This is a genomic window from Sorangium sp. So ce1153 (assembly GCF_051521595.1).
Classification (GTDB): Bacteria; Myxococcota_A; Polyangia; order Polyangiales; family Polyangiaceae; genus Sorangium.
Genome location: NZ_CP150361.1, coordinates 11,469,688 through 11,485,802 on the forward strand (window position 1 = coordinate 11,469,688; position 16,115 = coordinate 11,485,802).

The window sequence follows — 16,115 nt, forward strand, 5'->3', positions numbered from 1 at the left end:
CCAGTTGCGTGCGGCGCGTCGCGCGGTCCGCTCAGCGGGCCCCCGATCGTGGGGGCTCCCGGGTGGCGAAGCTCCGCCAGAGCTCGTTTCCGCCGCCCGCGGAGTGCGGCCATCCGGCGCCCGCGCGCAGCTCGCTGGCGCCGCCCGGGGACTGCGCCCGCCCGGCGCCCGCGCGCAGCTCGCTGGCGCCGCCCGGGGACTGCGGCCACCCGCCGCCCGCGCGCCGGAGCGCTTCGCTCGCGTGAGGTGGACCGCCGTGACCGAACTCGAACCCGCCGCTCCCGCCGCCGCCGCCGCTGCCGCGGCCAAGCTCGCTGGCCCCTCCGCGGGTCGCCGCGACCGCCTGCGCGAGCGCTTCCGGTGTCGGCGACGTCCCGGAGGGGAAGCGCGCCGGCCCCTCGCTCGATGAATCGCGGGTCGCCGCTACCGCCTGCGCAAGCGCTTCCGGCGTCGGCGATGTTCCGGAGGGAAATCGGGCTGGCCCCTCGCTCGACGAGGAGGCCGCCGGCTCGGCGGCGCTCTCTGCGCTGCGTCCAGGCGTGCCCCCCTCGGGAGCGAGGCCGCGGAGCGAGGCCGATCCAGCAGCTTCAGCAGCGATGTCGCGACGCTCGACCTGCGCGGCACCCGCTGGGGCCACATCGCTCGCTGCGAGCACGGCCGCCTCCGCGGCCACATCGACGCTCGCCACAGGTGCAGCCGCCTCCGCGACCGCACCGCTGCTCGCGGCCAGCGCGGCAGCCCCCGAAGCGGTGTCGCGTTCCGGCACCGGGGCGGCGATCTCTGCGGCCGCGTCCCCGCTCGGCCCAGACGCAACCGCCTCGGAGACCACGTCGCCGCTCGCGTCTGGCGCGCTCGGAGCCGGCGGCGGTGCGATCACGGGCGCCGCGCTCGCCGCAGGGGCCGCCACGGCAGCAGGCGTCCCCTCCTCGCCCGTCGCACCAAGAGACCCTGCGGACCCCGCAGGAGCCTCTGGCGCGCCGGATGCCGGGGGTGGCGCCCCCTCGGCGTGCGTATCCGCGTCGCCCGGCGCGGTGAGGCTGCCCGCCGGCGCCTCGCCCGGCAGCGCCGCGGGCTCCGAGGCGGCAGGCTCCACGGAGGGCGACCTCGACGAGACCGGCAACGCGCGCGGCGCAGCGACCTCGAGGCCCACGGCGAAGGGCTCGAACACGTCGCCGACGAGCCAGCCCGTGCACATCCGGAGGTGCGCGCCGGCCGGGATGTCGCGCACGAACATGTCCCCGAAGAGCGCGTCGATGGCGAGATCGCGCTGCTCGACCACGGGCCTCTCCCAGCTCGGGAGCACCGCGACGACGCGGATCGCGAGCTGGCCTTCCGGGTGACGCGCGCGCGCTCGCGCGAGCGTCCTGGGACGCACTTCCCAGTAGAGGTAGAGCGTCTCCGGATCGACGGCGATGCCGACGATCTCGTCGAGGTCGTACCGAGCCGGCATCTCCGCCTGCTGCTCGTCCTTCACGATCGACGCGAAGCGCAGGGCCGCGCCCGCGCCGCCGTCCTCCGCGACAGGCGACGCCTGCGCTGGAGCGTCCGCGCGCGGCCGCTGCTCCGGAGCTCCGGAGACAGCCTCGGCCCCCCTACCCTGCGCGTCCGGGCTCGGGGTCCCGCTCGGCGCGTGGAAGCCAGGGTCCTCCGCGACAGGAGCCTCCGCGACCTCCGCAACGGCGGGCTCCGGAGCTGCGCCCCTCACGGGTTCCGCGTCAGCGGTCTCCGCGGCGCCTGCATCAGCGCCGGTCCGCTCCGCGGTCTCCGGAGCAGCGCCATGCGCCGCGTCCGCGCCTTGCGCGCCCTCCGGAGCCACGTCCCGCGCCACGTCCGCGCCTTGCGCGACCTCCGGAGCAGCGCCCTCCGCCCTCCCCGCGTCGTCCTCCTCCCCCTCGTCCTCCGCCGGCTCCTCGTCGTCCGCGTCCGCCTCTGCGTCGCTCGCTCCCCCCACGCCCGCGCCTTGTGCCGCCTCGCCCTCGCCCGGCGCGCGCTGCGCCTTCTCGATGAGCTGCCCGCGCAGCCGCCGCGCCTCCTCGTGGTGCGGCGCCCGGGCGAGGATCTCGTCGAGCACCGCGATGGCGCGGCCTGTGTGCCCCTGGGAGGCGTAGATCTCCGCGAGCGTCGTCGTGGGCAGCGGCGGCGGCGGGGGCGGCGGCCACTGCTCCGGCGGGGCCTCGCCGCGCAGCGCGCGCGCTGTCTCGGGCATGTGCAGGCCGCGCTCGACCACGCGCGAGAGCAGATCGCGCGCCCGCCCGAGGAAGCCGCGCAGGCGGGCCCGCTCCGGCTCGCTCTGCGCGGCGCGCGCCAGGATCTCGTCGACGAGCTCGGCCTTCGTGAGCACGCGCGGCCGCGGCACCCCGAGCCCCTCGGCGCGCGCTATCAGCTCCTCCCGCGTCAGCCCGTCGAGGTCCCGGCGCTCCATCGCGGTGGACGCTACCACATCCGCCGCTCGCCCACCGTCGCCCCACCGTCGCTCTACCGTCCGGCGCCGCTCAGCGAAAAGCGCCCTCCGCCGCCGGATCCTCGCTCAGCGGCGACAGCCGCGCGCGCGCAGCCTCGGCGTCGCGCGCGATCTGCGCCTTGAGCTCCGGCAGGCCCGAGAACCGCCGCTCCTCGCGCAGGCGGGCGATCAAGTGCACGCGCAGCGTCGCGCCGTAGAGATCCTCGTCGACGTCGAAGAGGTGCACCTCGAGGTTCGGCCGCGCCTGCCCCGACGCCTCGACCGTCGGCCGGACGCCGAGGTTCGCCACGCCGCGGGCGAGCGCGATCGCGCGCCCCGACGAGGTCACCCGATCGACGAGCGTCGCGTAGACGCCGAACGGCGGGAGCGCCTCGTCGATCTCGTCGAGGTTGCACGTGGGGAAGCCGATCGTCCGGCCTCGCTTGGCCCCCTGCGCGACGACGCCGGACAGCGTGTGCGGGCGGGACAGCATCTGCTCGGCCGACCCGAGATCCCCGCGCGCGATGGCCGCGCGGATCCGGGTGCTCGACCACGCCCCCTCGGCGTCGCCGACGAGCGGGTGCGACCGCGTCTCGAAGCCGAGGTCCTCCCCGAGGCGCCCCAGCGTCGTGAAGTCCCCGGCGCGGCCGTGGCCGAACCGGAAGTTCGCGCCGACGAGGACGACGCGCGCGGCGAGCCTGTCGAGCAGCACGCGCCGCACGAACTCCTCCGGCGTCTGCGCCGCGAACGCGCGGTCGAACGTCACGACGTCGACCCGGAGCGCCGGCTGCACGCGCCGGATCAGCTCGATCTTGCGCGGCAGCGCCGTCAGCAGCGGCGGCGGGGTGCGCCCGAGGACGCTCGCCGGGTGCGGCGCGAACGTGAGCGCCACCGGATCGAGCCCCCGCCGCTCCGCGTCGAGCGCCGCGTCGGCGAGCAGGGCCTGGTGGCCCCGGTGAACGCCGTCGAAGTTGCCGATGATCACGAGGCTGCCCCGCGGCTCGACCGCGGCGCGCCCGTCCTGCCCGCCCGCGGCGGCAGCGAGATGCTTCACAGCCGCTACCTAACCCGAAGCAGCGCCGAACGAAAAGCGGGTGGAAAGCAGACCTGTCGGGCACGATACGCCCGTGCAGCCGAGCGATCGATGTACAGAGTCGCTTGACGTGCCCATGTCAGGCTGATAGAGCCGCGCTCCCCTAAATGGGCTGGAGGCGCGCCGTGTTCAAGAGAGTCAGTATCTTCTCCGGCAACGCCAATTTAGCGCTTACCCAGGAAATCTGTCAGGTACTCGAGCAACCGATGGGGAAGTCGCGCGTGTCGCGCTTCTCGGACGGGGAGACGTTCTGCGTCATCCAGGAGAACGTCCGGGGCGTGGACACGTATGTCGTGCAGCCGACCTGCTCGCCGGTGAACGACAGCGTGATGGAGCTCCTGATCATGGTCGACGCGCTCCGCCGCGCCTCGGCCGGCTCCATCACGGCGGTCATCCCCTACTACGGCTACGCTCGGCAGGATCGGAAGGTCGCGCCGCGGACGCCGATCACCTCGAAGCTCGTCGCCGACCTCATCGTCGCCGCCGGGGTGAACCGGATCGTGGCGCTCGACCTGCACGCCGGGCAGATCCAGGGCTTCTTCAACATCCCGTTCGACCACCTGTACGCGATGCCCGCGCTGCTGGACCACCACCTCCGCGAGAACTACGGCAAGGACGTCGTCATCGTCTCGCCGGACGCGGGCGGCGTGGAGCGGGCCCGGGCCTACTCGAAGCGGCTCCAGGGCACGCTCGCGATCATCGACAAGCGCCGCGAGCGGGCGAACGAGAGCGAGGTCATGAACATCATCGGCGAGGTGTCCGGCAAGAACTGCCTCATCCTCGACGACCTCATCGACACCGCCGGCACCCTGGTCAACGCCGCCAACGCCCTGATGAAGCAGGGCGCGAAGAGCGTCGCCGCCTGCGCGACGCACCCGGTCCTGTCCGGGCCGGCGGTCGAGCGCATCAAGGACTCGCCCCTCACCGAGGTCGTGGTGACCAACTCGATCCCGCTCTCGGAAGAGGCGAGGGCCTCAGGTAAATTCAAGGTCGTCTCGGTGGCGCGGCTGCTCGCCGAGGCGATCCGCCGCATCCACCACTCGGACTCGGTGAGCTCGCTCTTCGTCTGACCGGCTGCGCGCGCCCGGCGGCAGGAAGCGCTGGCGACGATCGATGACCGACAATCAGCGTCGTCCCCGCGCCCCTGCCACAAAACGCGCCCCCCGGCGACGAAGGCTCGACTTTCTCTTCTCCGTTCTGCTATAGCGCCGCACCCTACGCCGGAGCGGACCGCGCATCGCGGACCCCCGGAACACTTCTGGAGCCGTCGTCATGGAGATCATCAAGCTCAACGCCACGAGGCGCGAGGAGAGCGGCAAGAGCGCGTCGAGCCGCCTGCGCCGCGCCGGACAGATTCCCGCCATCGCCTACGGGCGCGAGCTCGCGCCGCTGTCGGTCGCCGTCTCACCGAAGGCGCTCCTTCAGGTGCTCGGGTCCGACCACGGCAAGAACTCCGTGGTCGAGCTGGCCATCGAGAACGGCGAGACGCTCACCGTCATGGTGCGCGACTACGACTACCACCCGATCTCGCGGGAGCTCGTCCACGCCGACTTCATCCAGGTGAAGCTCGACCAGCCCGTCGACGTCCACATCCCCTTCCGCTGCGTGGGCAAGCCGAAGGGCGTCGTCACCGGCGGCATCCTCCAGCAGATCTTCCGCACCATCCCGGTGCGCTGCCTGCCCGAGAAGATCCCGTCGTTCGTCGAGATCGACGTGACCGAGCTCGACGTGGGCGAGTCGTACAAGGCGAGCGGGCTCAAGCTCCCCGAGGGCGTGAAGGTCCTGCTCGCCGACGAGCAGACCATCGCCGTGGTCAACGCGCCCGAGAAGGCCGGCGCCGAGGAAGAGGCGAAGCCGGCTGCCGGCGCGCCCGCCGCGGCGGCTGCTCCGGCCGCTGGCGCGGCTGCCCCCGCGAAGGGCGCCGCCGCGCCGGCGGGCGACAAGAAGGACAAGAAGTAACCCGGGAGCGGGCCGCCGGTCGCCGCCTCACGGCGAGGCGCGCGCGGCCCGCCCTGCCCTGCGGCCCGGCGCACCGCCGCCACGTCCGCTCCAGGGGCTCAGCAGAACCAGCTCTTCATGCTGCTCGTGGTCGGCCTGGGAAACCCGGGCAAGGAATACGCTGCTCACCGGCACAACGTCGGCTTCATGGCCGTCGATGCGCTCGCCGACGAGGTCCGGGCAGATCCGTTCCGCGAGAAGTTCTCGGGCGTGCACGCGAAGGCGGAGATCGCCGGGCAGCCGGCGATCCTGCTCAAGCCCATGACCTACATGAACGAGTCGGGGCGGAGCGTTCAGCCGGCGATGGCCTTCTTCAAGATCGCGCCGTCCGGGCTGATCGTGCTCCACGACGAGCTCGACCTGCCCTTCGGCACGGTCCGCCTGAAGGTCGGCGGCGGCCACGCGGGGCACAACGGGCTGCGCTCGATCATCTCGCACTGCGGCACGGGCAACTTCGGGCGCGTGCGCCTGGGGATCGGCCGGCCGCCGGCGGGCTTCCGGGGCGAGGTCGCGGACTACGTCCTGTCGGGCTTCGACGCCGTCGAGCGCGCGGGCCTGCCCGACTGCTTGAAGCAAGCTGTCCAAAGTGTGCTAGAAGTCGCCGCCCGCGGCTTCGAGGCCGCGATGAACGTTCGAAACACCCGGCCCAGGCCGGGCAAGAGGCAGAAGGGCGAAGGGGAAGGGTCGGCAGACCCGGCCCCTGCCGCGAAGGGAGAGAGGGGTCCCCTCCCCCCGACGCAGAAGCCCTGATCCTCGACGGAGACAGCGGGTCGAGCCTCGCCGGTGCGTCGCTCGATCCGCTGCTCCTTTCCTCGCTCCGGGGCGCCGCCCCGGGGCCATTGGCCGAGAGGGAAGACTGAATGAGCCGACAGGTAACGGCGCCCGGGCGCGCCAGAGAGTACGAGACCATCTACATCCTTCGACCCGACATCGACGCCGACGGCGCCGAGAAGATCGGGTCGCGCCTCGCCGAGGTCGTCACCCGCGAGGCCGGCCGGCTGACCAAGGTCGAGACGTGGGGGCGCCGCCGCCTCGCGTACGACATCGCGAAGCACCGCCGCGGCGTGTACGTGTACCTGAAGTACCTCGGGGGCGGGAAGGTCGTCTCCGAGATCGAGCGCAACCTGCGCCTCTCCGACGGCGTGCTGAAGTACCAGACGGTGCTCGTTCGCAACGACGTCGAGGCCCAGGGCGTCACGATCGCGGACGAGGACGTGAAGTTCGAGCGCCTGGAGCTCACGCCGCTGGAGGACGACCGCGACGACTCGCGCGAGCGACAGCTCGGCCTGATCGAGCCGGAGCGCCGCATCGACCGGAGCTCCGAGGCGGCCCCGCCGGATCTCGAGGACGGCGAAGAGGGCGAGGCGGAAGGCGCGACCGACGAGGAGGAGAGCTGAGCAATGAACGGCCGCAACAGTGACATGGGCCGCAACGGCGGCGGTGACTACGACGATCGTGACTTCGGGCGCACCCCCGACCTGAACGCGGACGCCCCCGGGCGCCGCCGCACGGGCCGGAAGCGTGTCTGCCGCTACTGCGCGGACAAGGCGCTGGTCATCGACTACAAGGACCCGCAGGCGCTCAAGTACTTCATCTCCGAGCGCGGCAAGGTCGTCCCGCGCCGCATCAGCGGCAACTGCGCGCGCCACCAGCGCAAGGTGACCCTCTCCATCAAGCGCGCGCGCAACATCGCGCTCTTGCCGTTCACCGTGACGGCGTAGGAGGTCGATCATGGCAACCCACATCCATGTGGTCCTCACGGAGGACCTCCACAACGTCGGCAAGAGCGGCGAGCTCGTGAAGGTTCGCCCGGGCTTCGCCCGCAACTACCTCATCCCGCGCGGCCTCGCGGTCGGCGCCACCGCCGAGAACGTGTCCCGCATCGAGCACGAGAAGCGGGTCGCCGAGTCGCGCGCCGCGAAGACGCGCTCCGAGGCGGAGCAGCTCGCGGGCAAGCTCAACCAGGTCAAGATCACCATCAGCCGCCCGGTCGGCGAGGGCGACAAGCTGTACGGCTCGGTCACGGCGCGCGACATCGAAGAGGCGCTCGCCGCGCAGGGCTTCAGCGTCGACCGGCGCCGCATCGAGACCGACACGATCAAGACGCTCGGGGCCCACCCCGTCGTGATCCGCCTCGCCCCGTCCATCACGGCGTCGGTCGAGGTCACGGTCGCCGCCAAGTAGCGCCCGCCAAGTAGCGCCCGAGAACGCGGCTCTCCCCGCGCTCTCTCCCCTCCCGCATCCCCCTCCCCCGCGCGTCCTCGCTTCCCTTCCGGGCCGCGCGCTCGCGCTCCCCTCCTCAGCCGCGCTTCCGCCTCACCCACGACCGCGCGACGTCGTGCCCCCGCGCCACCGCGCGCAGCATGATCGCCGCGTCCCCCCACCCCTCGCGCCCTTGCCACACGAGGCTCGCCAGCATCCCGGCGCAGAACGCGTCGCCAGCGCCGGTCGGATCGAGCGGGCGCACCGGGCGCGGCGCGACCGAGCGCTCGCCCGCGGGGCCGAGCACGAGCGTCGCCCGCGCGCCGTCCGTGACCACCAGCGTCGCCCCGGGGCGCAGGCGCTCGTGGAGCGCGCGCGCCGTCGTGCCCAGCACGTCGAGGTCGCCGGCGCTGCACTTCACGAGGTCGGCCTGGCCGAAGAGCCGGAAGCAGCCGCGCACGCCGGGGCCGGGCGCGGCGCGCTCGGCGCGCGGCCACATCCGCGGGCGCGCGTTGACGTCGACCGAGATCGCGCACCCCTCGCGCCGGGCGCTCGCGGCCGCCCGCGCGAGCGCGCCGACCGTCCCGCGCACCGGCGCGATCCCGGTGAAGTGGACGACCCGGGTCTGCCATCGCGCGGGCAGCGCCGCGGCGAGCGCGCGCGCCTCGAGCTCGCCTTGCCTGTACCCGAGGAACCGCGCCTCGCCGCGCTCGGTCGCGACGAACATGAGGCCGGTGCGCGCCGCGCCCAGCGCGAGCCGGCTCACGTCGACGCCGGCCGCGGCGACCTCATCCCTCAGCCCGCGCCCCATCGCGTCGTCGCCCAGCGCGGCGCACAGCCCCGACGGTACGCCGAGCCGGGCGAGCGCCGTCGCGGTGTTCACCGCCCCGCCCCCGGGCACACGGCGGAGCAATTTTGCTCGCTCGAGCGGAATGCCCTCCGGCGCGATCAGGTCCCACAGCGCTTCACCCACGCAGACCACCTCGGCGGGTTCAATCCTTGTTTGACGCGTTTTGTGATCCACAATGGGGCTCCCCGTGATGGTTCATGGCCGAGCGCAGAGCGCCATCGCAGCTGAGTCAAGCGCGAAGGGAAATCGCGTTCAGACCGGGGTTGCTCGATTTCCATACCTCGTCGCCAGCGGCGCCTCGGCTGGGCGCGCCGCTCCTCCGCGATTGGAGGAGAGGCCCCTGCACGTCGAGCCCGCATTGGGATGCCCACCGTACGAACGCTCACTGCAATGCAAACAGAAACCCTTCTCAGGGCTGCCCATGTTCTGGTAGACGGAAATCGACCCTGCACCCGACGCCCCGAAGGACCGCCGCGCCTTCGGGGCGTCGCCCATTTCGGAGCCTGTGGAAAAGCTCGGGACCGGATGGGGGCAATCGGTGGGGAGGAGAAGCACGGATGATGAGAATGATGGAGCGCCGGGGCCAGCGGCCTCAGAGGATCGAGCCTCCCATCGTCGCCGGACGCGTGCCGCCGCACGATCTCGACGCCGAAGCGGCGGTGCTCTCCGCCATCCTGCTGCACCGCGACGCGCTCGATCGGGTGCTCGAGATCCTGAAGGCGGAGCATTTTTACAGCGAGGCGAACAGCCGCATCTACGAGGGCGCGCAGGAGCTCGCGGCCGCGGGCACGCCCATCGACATCGTCTCGGTCGCGTCCTGGCTGCGCGACCGGGAGCGCCTTGCGCAGGTGGGCGGCGCGGCGTACCTCGCCCAGCTGGCGGACGCGACGCCGGCGGTCGCGCACGTCGCCGCACACGCGCGGGTCGTGTACGAGAAGTGGCGCGTCCGCCAGCTCATCGCCACGTGCCAGCGCGTCGCGGCCGAGGGGTACGGCGACGTCGGGGTGGTGCAGGAGTTCATCGACGGCGCGGAGCAGGCCGTCTACCAGCTCGCGCGTACGCCCCAGGGGACGTCGACGCAGCCGATCGCCCAGGTGCTCAAGGCCGCGTTCGAGCAGATCACGGCGGCCGCCGAGCGCGGCGACCGGATCACCGGCATCTCGACCGGGTACGAGAAGCTCGACGCCAAGACGGCCGGCCTGCACGACGGCGACCTCTCGATCATCGCCGCCCGCCCCGGCATGGGCAAGACGTCGTTCGTCCTCAACCTCGCCGTGAACGTCGCGTCGCCGCGCACGGTGAGCTCCCCCGGCCCCGACCAGGCGGGGCACGGCATCGAGCGGCACGAGCCCGGCTTCGGCGCCGCGATCTTCTCGCTCGAGATGCCGCGCGAGCAGCTCGCGACACGCATGGTCTGCTGCGAGGGGCGCGTCGACCTCGGGCGGCTCCGCCAGGGCTTCCTGCAGCCCGACGACTGGCGCCGCCTGACCGAGGCCGCGTCCTTCCTGTCGACGCTGCCCATCTGGGTCGACGACACGCCGGCGATCACCCTGCTCGAGCTGCGCGCCAAGGTGCGGCGCATCCAGGCCGAGTACGACCGGCCGCCGAGCGACGGCCACTCGGGGCGGCGCGTCGGGCTGGTCGTCATCGACTACCTGCAGCTCATGAAGGGGCGGGACGGCGTGAGCAGCCGCGAGCAGGAGATCAGCGAGATCTCCCGCGGGCTGAAGCAGCTCGCGAAGGAGCTCAAGGTGGCGGTCATCGCGCTCTCGCAGCTGAACCGCGCGGTCGAGACGCGCACCACCAAGGACAAGCGCCCTCAGCTCTCCGACCTCCGCGAGTCCGGCGCGATCGAGCAGGACGCCGACAACATCATGTTCATCTACCGCGACGAGTACTACAACCCGGAGACGACCAACCATAAGGGCATCGCGGAGATCATCGTCGCCAAGCAGCGCAACGGGCCGACGGGCAAGGTGCTCACGCGGTTCACCGCCTCGTGCACGCGGTTCGACAACCTCGCGCCCGGCGACTACCCGGAGATGGTGGACGACGAGTAGCGCTCGCGCCCTCCATCCCCTCGCGCTCCTCGCGACCGCGCGCTCCGGACCCAAGCCGCGCCGCGGCCCGCGCATCGGAACAGCACCGATGATCCGCTCCCCCGAGAGGCCGCTCCGTCCCCCCGCCGGCCGGGCGCGCGCGCGGCGCGCGCGGCGCGTTGCTGACGTCGCGCGCGCCGCCGGCCTCGGCGCGCTGGCGCTCGCCTGCGCGACCTGCGCGCCGCCCGCGCAGAACGGGAGCGTCGTCGTGTCGGCCGGCGCGGCCGAGCGCCTCGGCATGCTCTGCCGGTGGGGGCACGGCGACGCGGAGCAGGGCGAGCTGTGCGGCAGGGGGGACGAGGGCGCGGCGCGGCCGGCGCGCGTCCGGCGGATCACGGGGCCCGCGGACGCGCTCTCGGGGCCGCTCGCGGCGGGGCGGCCGGGCGACCACGTGCTCGAGAACGACGAGATCGCCGTGGTCGTCGATCAGCTGGGCCCGGGGACAGGGCTCGCCGAGGGCGGCGGCCACATCATCGACGCGGCGGACGCGCGGGCGCGGCGCGACGAGCTCGGGCAGATCGTCGCGCGGGTCGGCGCCCCGCCGCGGCAGGCGATCTACAGCGAGCTCGCGACGGGCGCCGGCGAGGACGGCGTCGCGTGGATCGAGGTGCGCGGGCGCGACGGCGCGGGGGGCGCGCTCTCGATCACGACCCGCTACGCGCTCGGGCCGCGCGATCGGGCGCTGCTGATCACGACGTCGCTCCAGAACGACGGCCCGAGCCCGGTCGAGGGGCTCGACCTCGGCGACGTCGTCCACTGGGGCGCGGCGGAGCAGGTCGCGCCCGGCGATGCGCCGGGGTCTCGCGGCGACCATGAACAGCCTCACGTGGCTGGCGTGGGGGCCGGCGTCGCGTACGCGCTCGCCCCGGCGGACGGCGCCCCGCTGCGGGCGCGGAGCGGCGCCGGCTTCAGCGACGCGACGTTCGCCCGGCTGGCCGCGCTGCCGCCCGGCGGGCGCGTCGCGTACCAGCGGGTCCTCGCCGTCGCCCCCCGCGGCGATCCGCTCGGCGTCGCGACGGAGCTCTTCTTCCTCGGCGGCGGCGCGCCCGGCGGCGTCGCGCTCGAGCTCGTGGACGCCCGCGGCGCGCCGCTCCCGTCCATCGCCGGCAAGGCGACGCTGACCCCGATCGCCGAGGAGGGCGCCGCGCCGGCCGCCGGCGCGCTCCCCCTGTGGCTGAGGACGACAGCCGGCGGGCCGCTCGCCGCCGAGGCGCCGCCGGGCCTGTACCAGGTCGGCTTCGAGGGGAGCGGCCGGCGCGCGCTCGGGAGCGCTCGCGTGAGGATCCGCGCCGGCGAGGTCGCCCCCGCGCGGCTCGCGCTGTCCGGCGCTGGCCGGCTCGCGCTGTCGGTGCGCGAGCGCATCGGGCCCTCGCTCGCCGCGGGACCGCCGCTCCCCGGGCGGCCCACGCCGGCGAAGATCGGCCTCTTCGATCCGAGGACCGGCAAGGCGATGGCGCCGCCCCTGTTCACGCTGTCCGGCGACCTCGAGATCCCGCTCCCACCGGGGCAGATCCGGGTCGTCGCCTCGCGCGGGCCGGAGTTCTCGCTCGCCGAGGCGACGGTCGACGTCGCGGAGGGCGGCGCGTCGCGGCTCGAGCTCACGATCGCGCGGGCGGTCGACACGACGGGCTACATCGCCTGCGACCTCCGGCAGCACACGGCGCGGAGCGCCGACGCGGGCGCGTCCGCGGCCGCTCGCGTCGCCTCCAACGCGGTGGAGGGCGTGGAGTGCGCGGTGGCGAGCGAGCACAACCTCGTCGCGGACCTCGCGCCGGCCCTGGCCGATCTCAAGCTGGAGGGTCGGCTGCGGATGCTCCCGGGCGACGAGCTCACGAGCGCCCGGAGCGGCGCGGGGCTCGGGAGCGTCAGCGTGTTCCCGCTCGACGCGGCCGCGCCGCCGGGCGCCCTGCGGTGGCGCGACCAGACCGCGGGGGTGCTGCTCGACGAGGTGCGCGCGTTGCCGGGCGAGCGCGTCATCCAGGTGAGCCGCGCGGCTGGTAGCGGCTCGCCCCTGCACGCGCAGGGCGCGCCGCGGAGCACGCCGGAGCAGGGGTCGGGGCTCGTCGCGCAGCGCGGGGACGGCGCCGGAGCCGACGCCCTCGAGGTCTGGACCGGGCGCGACATCGCCGCGCGGGATCGCGCGCTGGAGGAGCTCTGGGGGCTGCTCCGCGCGTCCCGCCCGGTCACGCCGACGGCGGCCAGCGACACCCACGGCCTTCTCGGCGCGGAACCGGGCTACCCGCGCACGTACGTGGGCGTGGCCGACGACGATCCGGGCCGGCTCGACGCCGCGGATCTCGTCTCCGCGTTGCGGCGGCGGCGCGACGTCGTGATCACGAACGGCCCGTTCGTGACGGTGCGCCTCGGCGAGGCGCGCCAGGGCGGCGTCGCCTCGGCGCGGCGCGGCGCCCGCCGGGAGGCGCTGTCGCTCTCGATCCGCGTCGAGCGCGCACCCTGGGTCGACGCGGGCGAGCTGCACGTGCTCGTCGGCGGCGTCGCCTGGGGCGCGCCGATCCCCCTCGACGGCGCGCGCACCACGCCCGCAGGCGCGCTCGTTGACGAGATCGCGATCCCGGTGGTCGTCGGAGGAGGCGGCGAACGCCGGCCTCCGACCCACGCCGACGCAGGCGGCGAACGCCGGCCTCCGACCCACGCCGACGCAGGCGGCGAACGCCGGCCTCCGACCCACGCCAACGCAGGCGGCGAACGCCGGCCCGCGCAGAGCGCGCCCGGCCCGATCTCCATCGCCGAGGACACCTTCGTCGTCGTGGTCGTCCGGGGGCGGCGCCCCCTCGAGCCAGTGCTCTCCGCCGCGGGCGAGCCGGGCGAGATCCTGCCGTTCGCCATGACCGCGCCGCTCTGGATCGACGCCGACGGCGACGGGCGCTCCCTCGGCCGCGCGGTCGCGCCGTGAGGCTCGCACCGCGCGCGCGGCCCCACTCGACCCGCGCGTCGGTTTTCGTTTGCCTCCCGCGCGCCCGGGCAACATGGACCGCTGCGCATGCGAACCGAGCGGCTCGCCGCTGACGCGGCATCCATCGCACGGGCGGCCGAGATCCTCCGCCGCGGAGGGCTCGTCGCCTTCCCCACGGAGACGGTGTACGGCCTCGGCGCGCGCGCGGACGACGGGCGCGCGGCGCGCGGCATCTTCGACGCGAAGGGGAGGCCGCCCGGCAACCCGCTGATCGTCCACGTCCCCGACGTCGCGTCCGCCCGCGCGCTCGCGGATGGCTGGCCAGCGGACGCGGAGCGGCTGGCGCAGGCGATGTGGCCAGGTCCCCTCACCCTCATCGTCGCGCGCCGGCCCGACCGCGTCGCCGACGAGGTGGCCGCCGGCGGGCCGACCGTCGCGATCCGCGTGCCCGTACACCCGGTCGCGCGCGCCCTGCTCGAAGCCGTCGGGCTCCCGATCGCCGCGCCGAGCGCCAACCGCTCCACCGCGATCTCACCGACCACCGCCGAGCACGTCGAGAAGAGCCTCGGCGGGCGCATCGACGCGATCGTCGACGGCGGGCCGACCGCCGTCGGCATCGAGTCCACCATCGTCGACGTCACGCGCTCGCCCGCGCGGCTGCTGCGCCCGGGGCACGTGGCCGCCGAGACGATCGCCGCCCTCGTGCCGCTCCAGACGAGCGCCGTTTTGATCACCGCCCCGGGCGAGCGCGCCCCCTCCCCCGGGACCCACGCGCGCCACTACGCCCCGCGCGCGCGCGTGGCGCTGGTCCCCGGAGAGGCCGTCCGCGCCGAGGTCGAGCGCGCCGCGCGGGCCGGAGCGCGCGCCGGCGCGATCGAGCGCGGCGCCCGCACCGCCGCCGGCCCGCACGACGAGCTCCTCCCCGCGGATCCCGCCGGCTACGCGGCGGCGCTCTACGCCGCGCTCCACCGCCTCGAGGACGCCGCCTGCGACGTGATCGTCATCGCCGCCGTCCCCGAGGACCCGGCCTGGGACGCCGTGCGGGACAGGTTGGCGCGCGCGTCCGCGACCGCCTGAGCAGGCGCCGCGCCAGCCCGCGGCGAGGCGCAGGAGTGTTTTCGTCCCCCGGGCGGGCGGTTTGTGGCAAATCAGGGTCGCCCGCTCGCCGGGTGAGCCACCTTTCCCTCGCCCGTCCCGTCCATCCGTCGACCCCATGCCGGCACCGCCCCGCGCCGCCAAGAGCCTCACCGCCGCCCTCGGCCTCGCCGCCGCGCTCGTCGCCGCGCCGCCTGCCCTGGCGCGCGCCGGCGCGAGCCTGCTCGACGAGCCGCCGAGGCGCGCGACCTTCAACCTGGACGAGACGGCCGCGCCGGAGCTGCCGCTCCTCCGCGCCTTCCGCAACGCCGCGGTCGAGCGCCCCGGCCCGCTCCGGCTCTACCTGAGCAGCGCGTACGGCAAATGGCAGCAGCAGCCGTGGTGGCAGCTCGCCTGGGGCGGCGCGCGCCAGGAAGCCGAGGATGCCCTGGGCGAGCGCGCCCTCGCCCCCGCCGTCCTCGGGAGCTCGGCCTTCGCCAGCGCTCACTCCCCCTTCTTCTCGCCGTTCGACTCGCCGTTCAGGCCAGCCGCCTCCCTCCACCTCGATCCGGCCAGGCCGGCGTGGCTCCGCCCGCTCGATCCGATCATCAGCCCGCCGCTCCTCGCGACGACGGGGCCGAGCCTCTCGTCGAACGGCTTCGACCTGCTCTGGGACCCGCCGAAGAAGCAGCCGCGCGACTGGCGCTGCCGCAGAGGTCCGGTCCAGTTCGCCCGGTACGGCGGCCAGCGCGACGCCTTCGAGCTGGTGCGCTGCGACGGCTCCGTCGCGCCCGGCGCGCTCGATCGCCTGTCGATCATGGCCCGCCCCCCCGACGCGCCGGACCCGGGCGAGCAGCTGCCTGACGAGCCAGACGCCGACACATGGCAGCGGGCGCTCGAGTGGGTGCCCCAGGTCCGCATCGTCCACCCGCGCCTGCTCTGGCTGCTCCAGCAGATCGCCGACGCCTTCCCACGCCGCGGGCTCCACATCTTCAGCGGCTACAGGCCGCGCCCGTCGGGCCCGTCGGACGACGCGCCGGGGGCGCGAGGGAAGAGCTCCGGCGGGCACCACAGCCAGCACGCCGACGGGCGCGCCATGGACATCCTCGTCATGGGGGTGCCCAACGCGGCGCTCTTCCAGTTCTGTCGCACGCTCGACGACGTGGGCTGCGGGTTCTACCCGAACAGCAAGTTCGTTCACGTCGACGTGCGCCGCCCCGGCACCGGGCGCGTCTTCTGGATCGACATCTCCGGGCCCGGCGAGCCGTCGGAATACGTCGATTCCTGGCCCGGCGTCGTCGAGAGCGGAGGGCTCTCCTCGGGAGCGCACGCAGCGCCCTCCGGCGCCGCCGCCCCTCGCTGACGTCGCCTGCCCGCAGGCGGCCTCGCACCTCCTCCCGGCCTCACCGGCGCGCTCGGGACGCGCTGCAGCCTGGTCCCGTCAC

The 16,115-nt window shown here is 74.5% G+C and carries 13 protein-coding genes; 10 read left to right on the forward strand and 3 right to left on the reverse strand.

Annotated elements, in window-relative coordinates; all coding sequences use genetic code 11:
• Positions 1-31: 31 nt before the first annotated feature.
• Together WME85_RS41720 and ribF are read right to left on the reverse strand one after the other, a co-directional pair.
• Positions 32-2,422 carry a hypothetical protein gene (locus WME85_RS41720; protein WP_437829527.1) on the reverse strand — a complete coding sequence of 797 codons (2,391 nt, stop codon included), beginning with the start codon at positions 2,420-2,422 and terminating at the stop codon, positions 32-34.
• Positions 2,423-2,492: 70 nt separating this feature from the next.
• Positions 2,493-3,494 (reverse strand): riboflavin biosynthesis protein RibF, encoded by a 1,002-nt coding sequence (ribF, locus tag WME85_RS41725; RefSeq protein ID WP_437829530.1) that lies wholly within the window; start codon positions 3,492-3,494, stop codon positions 2,493-2,495.
• A 146-nt stretch (positions 3,495-3,640) separates the two neighbouring features.
• Here ribF and WME85_RS41730 point away from each other — a divergent pair, with 146 nt between their 5' ends.
• From WME85_RS41730 to rplI, 6 genes are all read left to right on the forward strand, one after another.
• A complete protein-coding gene (locus WME85_RS41730) occupies positions 3,641-4,603 on the forward strand; it encodes a ribose-phosphate pyrophosphokinase (protein WP_437829532.1) in 963 nt (320 codons plus the stop codon).
• A 202-nt stretch (positions 4,604-4,805) separates the two neighbouring features.
• Positions 4,806-5,492, forward strand: a complete 687-nt coding sequence (locus tag WME85_RS41735; RefSeq protein WP_437829535.1) for a 50S ribosomal protein L25/general stress protein Ctc — start codon at positions 4,806-4,808, stop codon at positions 5,490-5,492.
• Positions 5,493-5,609: 117 nt separating this feature from the next.
• Positions 5,610-6,281, forward strand: coding sequence for an aminoacyl-tRNA hydrolase (gene pth / locus WME85_RS41740; RefSeq protein WP_437829537.1), 672 nt, complete (start codon positions 5,610-5,612; stop codon positions 6,279-6,281).
• Between the two features lie 110 nt (positions 6,282-6,391).
• Positions 6,392-6,928 (forward strand): 30S ribosomal protein S6, encoded by a 537-nt coding sequence (gene rpsF / locus WME85_RS41745; protein ID WP_437829539.1) that lies wholly within the window; start codon positions 6,392-6,394, stop codon positions 6,926-6,928.
• 3 nt (positions 6,929-6,931) lie between these two features.
• Complete coding sequence (gene rpsR / locus WME85_RS41750; RefSeq protein ID WP_437304608.1) at positions 6,932-7,252, forward strand: small ribosomal subunit protein bS18; 321 nt, start codon at positions 6,932-6,934, stop codon at positions 7,250-7,252.
• Between the two features lie 10 nt (positions 7,253-7,262).
• Positions 7,263-7,715: a bL9 family ribosomal protein gene (gene rplI, locus WME85_RS41755; protein WP_437304609.1), complete on the forward strand. Its 453-nt coding sequence runs from the start codon at positions 7,263-7,265 to the stop codon at positions 7,713-7,715.
• A 115-nt stretch (positions 7,716-7,830) separates the two neighbouring features.
• Here the strand turns inward: rplI and WME85_RS41760 are convergent, their stop codons facing one another.
• Positions 7,831-8,706, reverse strand: coding sequence for a PfkB family carbohydrate kinase (locus WME85_RS41760; RefSeq protein WP_437829542.1), 876 nt, complete (start codon positions 8,704-8,706; stop codon positions 7,831-7,833).
• Between the two features lie 434 nt (positions 8,707-9,140).
• On the opposite strand from WME85_RS41760, the gene dnaB reads away from it, so the two are divergent.
• The 4 genes from dnaB to WME85_RS41780 all read left to right on the forward strand — a co-directional run bounded on the left by dnaB (position 9,141) and on the right by WME85_RS41780 (position 16,033).
• A complete protein-coding gene (dnaB, locus tag WME85_RS41765; protein WP_437502788.1) occupies positions 9,141-10,643 on the forward strand; it encodes a replicative DNA helicase in 1,503 nt (500 codons plus the stop codon).
• Positions 10,644-10,731: 88 nt separating this feature from the next.
• Positions 10,732-13,596 carry a hypothetical protein gene (locus WME85_RS41770; RefSeq protein ID WP_437829545.1) on the forward strand — a complete coding sequence of 955 codons (2,865 nt, stop codon included), beginning with the start codon at positions 10,732-10,734 and terminating at the stop codon, positions 13,594-13,596.
• 87 nt (positions 13,597-13,683) lie between these two features.
• Positions 13,684-14,673, forward strand: a complete 990-nt coding sequence (locus tag WME85_RS41775) for an L-threonylcarbamoyladenylate synthase (protein ID WP_437829547.1) — start codon at positions 13,684-13,686, stop codon at positions 14,671-14,673.
• Between the two features lie 136 nt (positions 14,674-14,809).
• Entirely contained in the window at positions 14,810-16,033 is a 1,224-nt protein-coding gene (locus tag WME85_RS41780) for a YcbK family protein (protein ID WP_437829550.1), read from the forward strand.
• The last annotated feature ends 82 nt before the right edge of the window (positions 16,034-16,115 follow it).

What these genes read in the sequence shown, in the direction of transcription:
- WME85_RS41720 (WP_437829527.1), bottom strand. Translation starts at nt 2,422, where the DNA reads ATGGAGCGCCGGGACCTCGACGGGCTGACGCGGGAGGAGCTGATAGCG.
- WME85_RS41730 (WP_437829532.1), top strand. Translation starts at nt 3,641, where the DNA reads ATGGGCTGGAGGCGCGCCGTGTTCAAGAGAGTCAGTATCTTCTCCGGC.
- WME85_RS41735 (WP_437829535.1), top strand. Translation starts at nt 4,806, where the DNA reads ATGGAGATCATCAAGCTCAACGCCACGAGGCGCGAGGAGAGCGGCAAG.
- pth (WP_437829537.1), top strand. Translation starts at nt 5,610, where the DNA reads ATGCTGCTCGTGGTCGGCCTGGGAAACCCGGGCAAGGAATACGCTGCT.
- rpsF (WP_437829539.1), top strand. Translation starts at nt 6,392, where the DNA reads ATGAGCCGACAGGTAACGGCGCCCGGGCGCGCCAGAGAGTACGAGACC.
- rpsR (WP_437304608.1), top strand. Translation starts at nt 6,932, where the DNA reads ATGAACGGCCGCAACAGTGACATGGGCCGCAACGGCGGCGGTGACTAC.
- rplI (WP_437304609.1), top strand. Translation starts at nt 7,263, where the DNA reads ATGGCAACCCACATCCATGTGGTCCTCACGGAGGACCTCCACAACGTC.
- dnaB (WP_437502788.1), top strand. Translation starts at nt 9,141, where the DNA reads ATGATGAGAATGATGGAGCGCCGGGGCCAGCGGCCTCAGAGGATCGAG.
- WME85_RS41770 (WP_437829545.1), top strand. Translation starts at nt 10,732, where the DNA reads ATGATCCGCTCCCCCGAGAGGCCGCTCCGTCCCCCCGCCGGCCGGGCG.
- WME85_RS41775 (WP_437829547.1), top strand. Translation starts at nt 13,684, where the DNA reads ATGCGAACCGAGCGGCTCGCCGCTGACGCGGCATCCATCGCACGGGCG.
- WME85_RS41780 (WP_437829550.1), top strand. Translation starts at nt 14,810, where the DNA reads ATGCCGGCACCGCCCCGCGCCGCCAAGAGCCTCACCGCCGCCCTCGGC.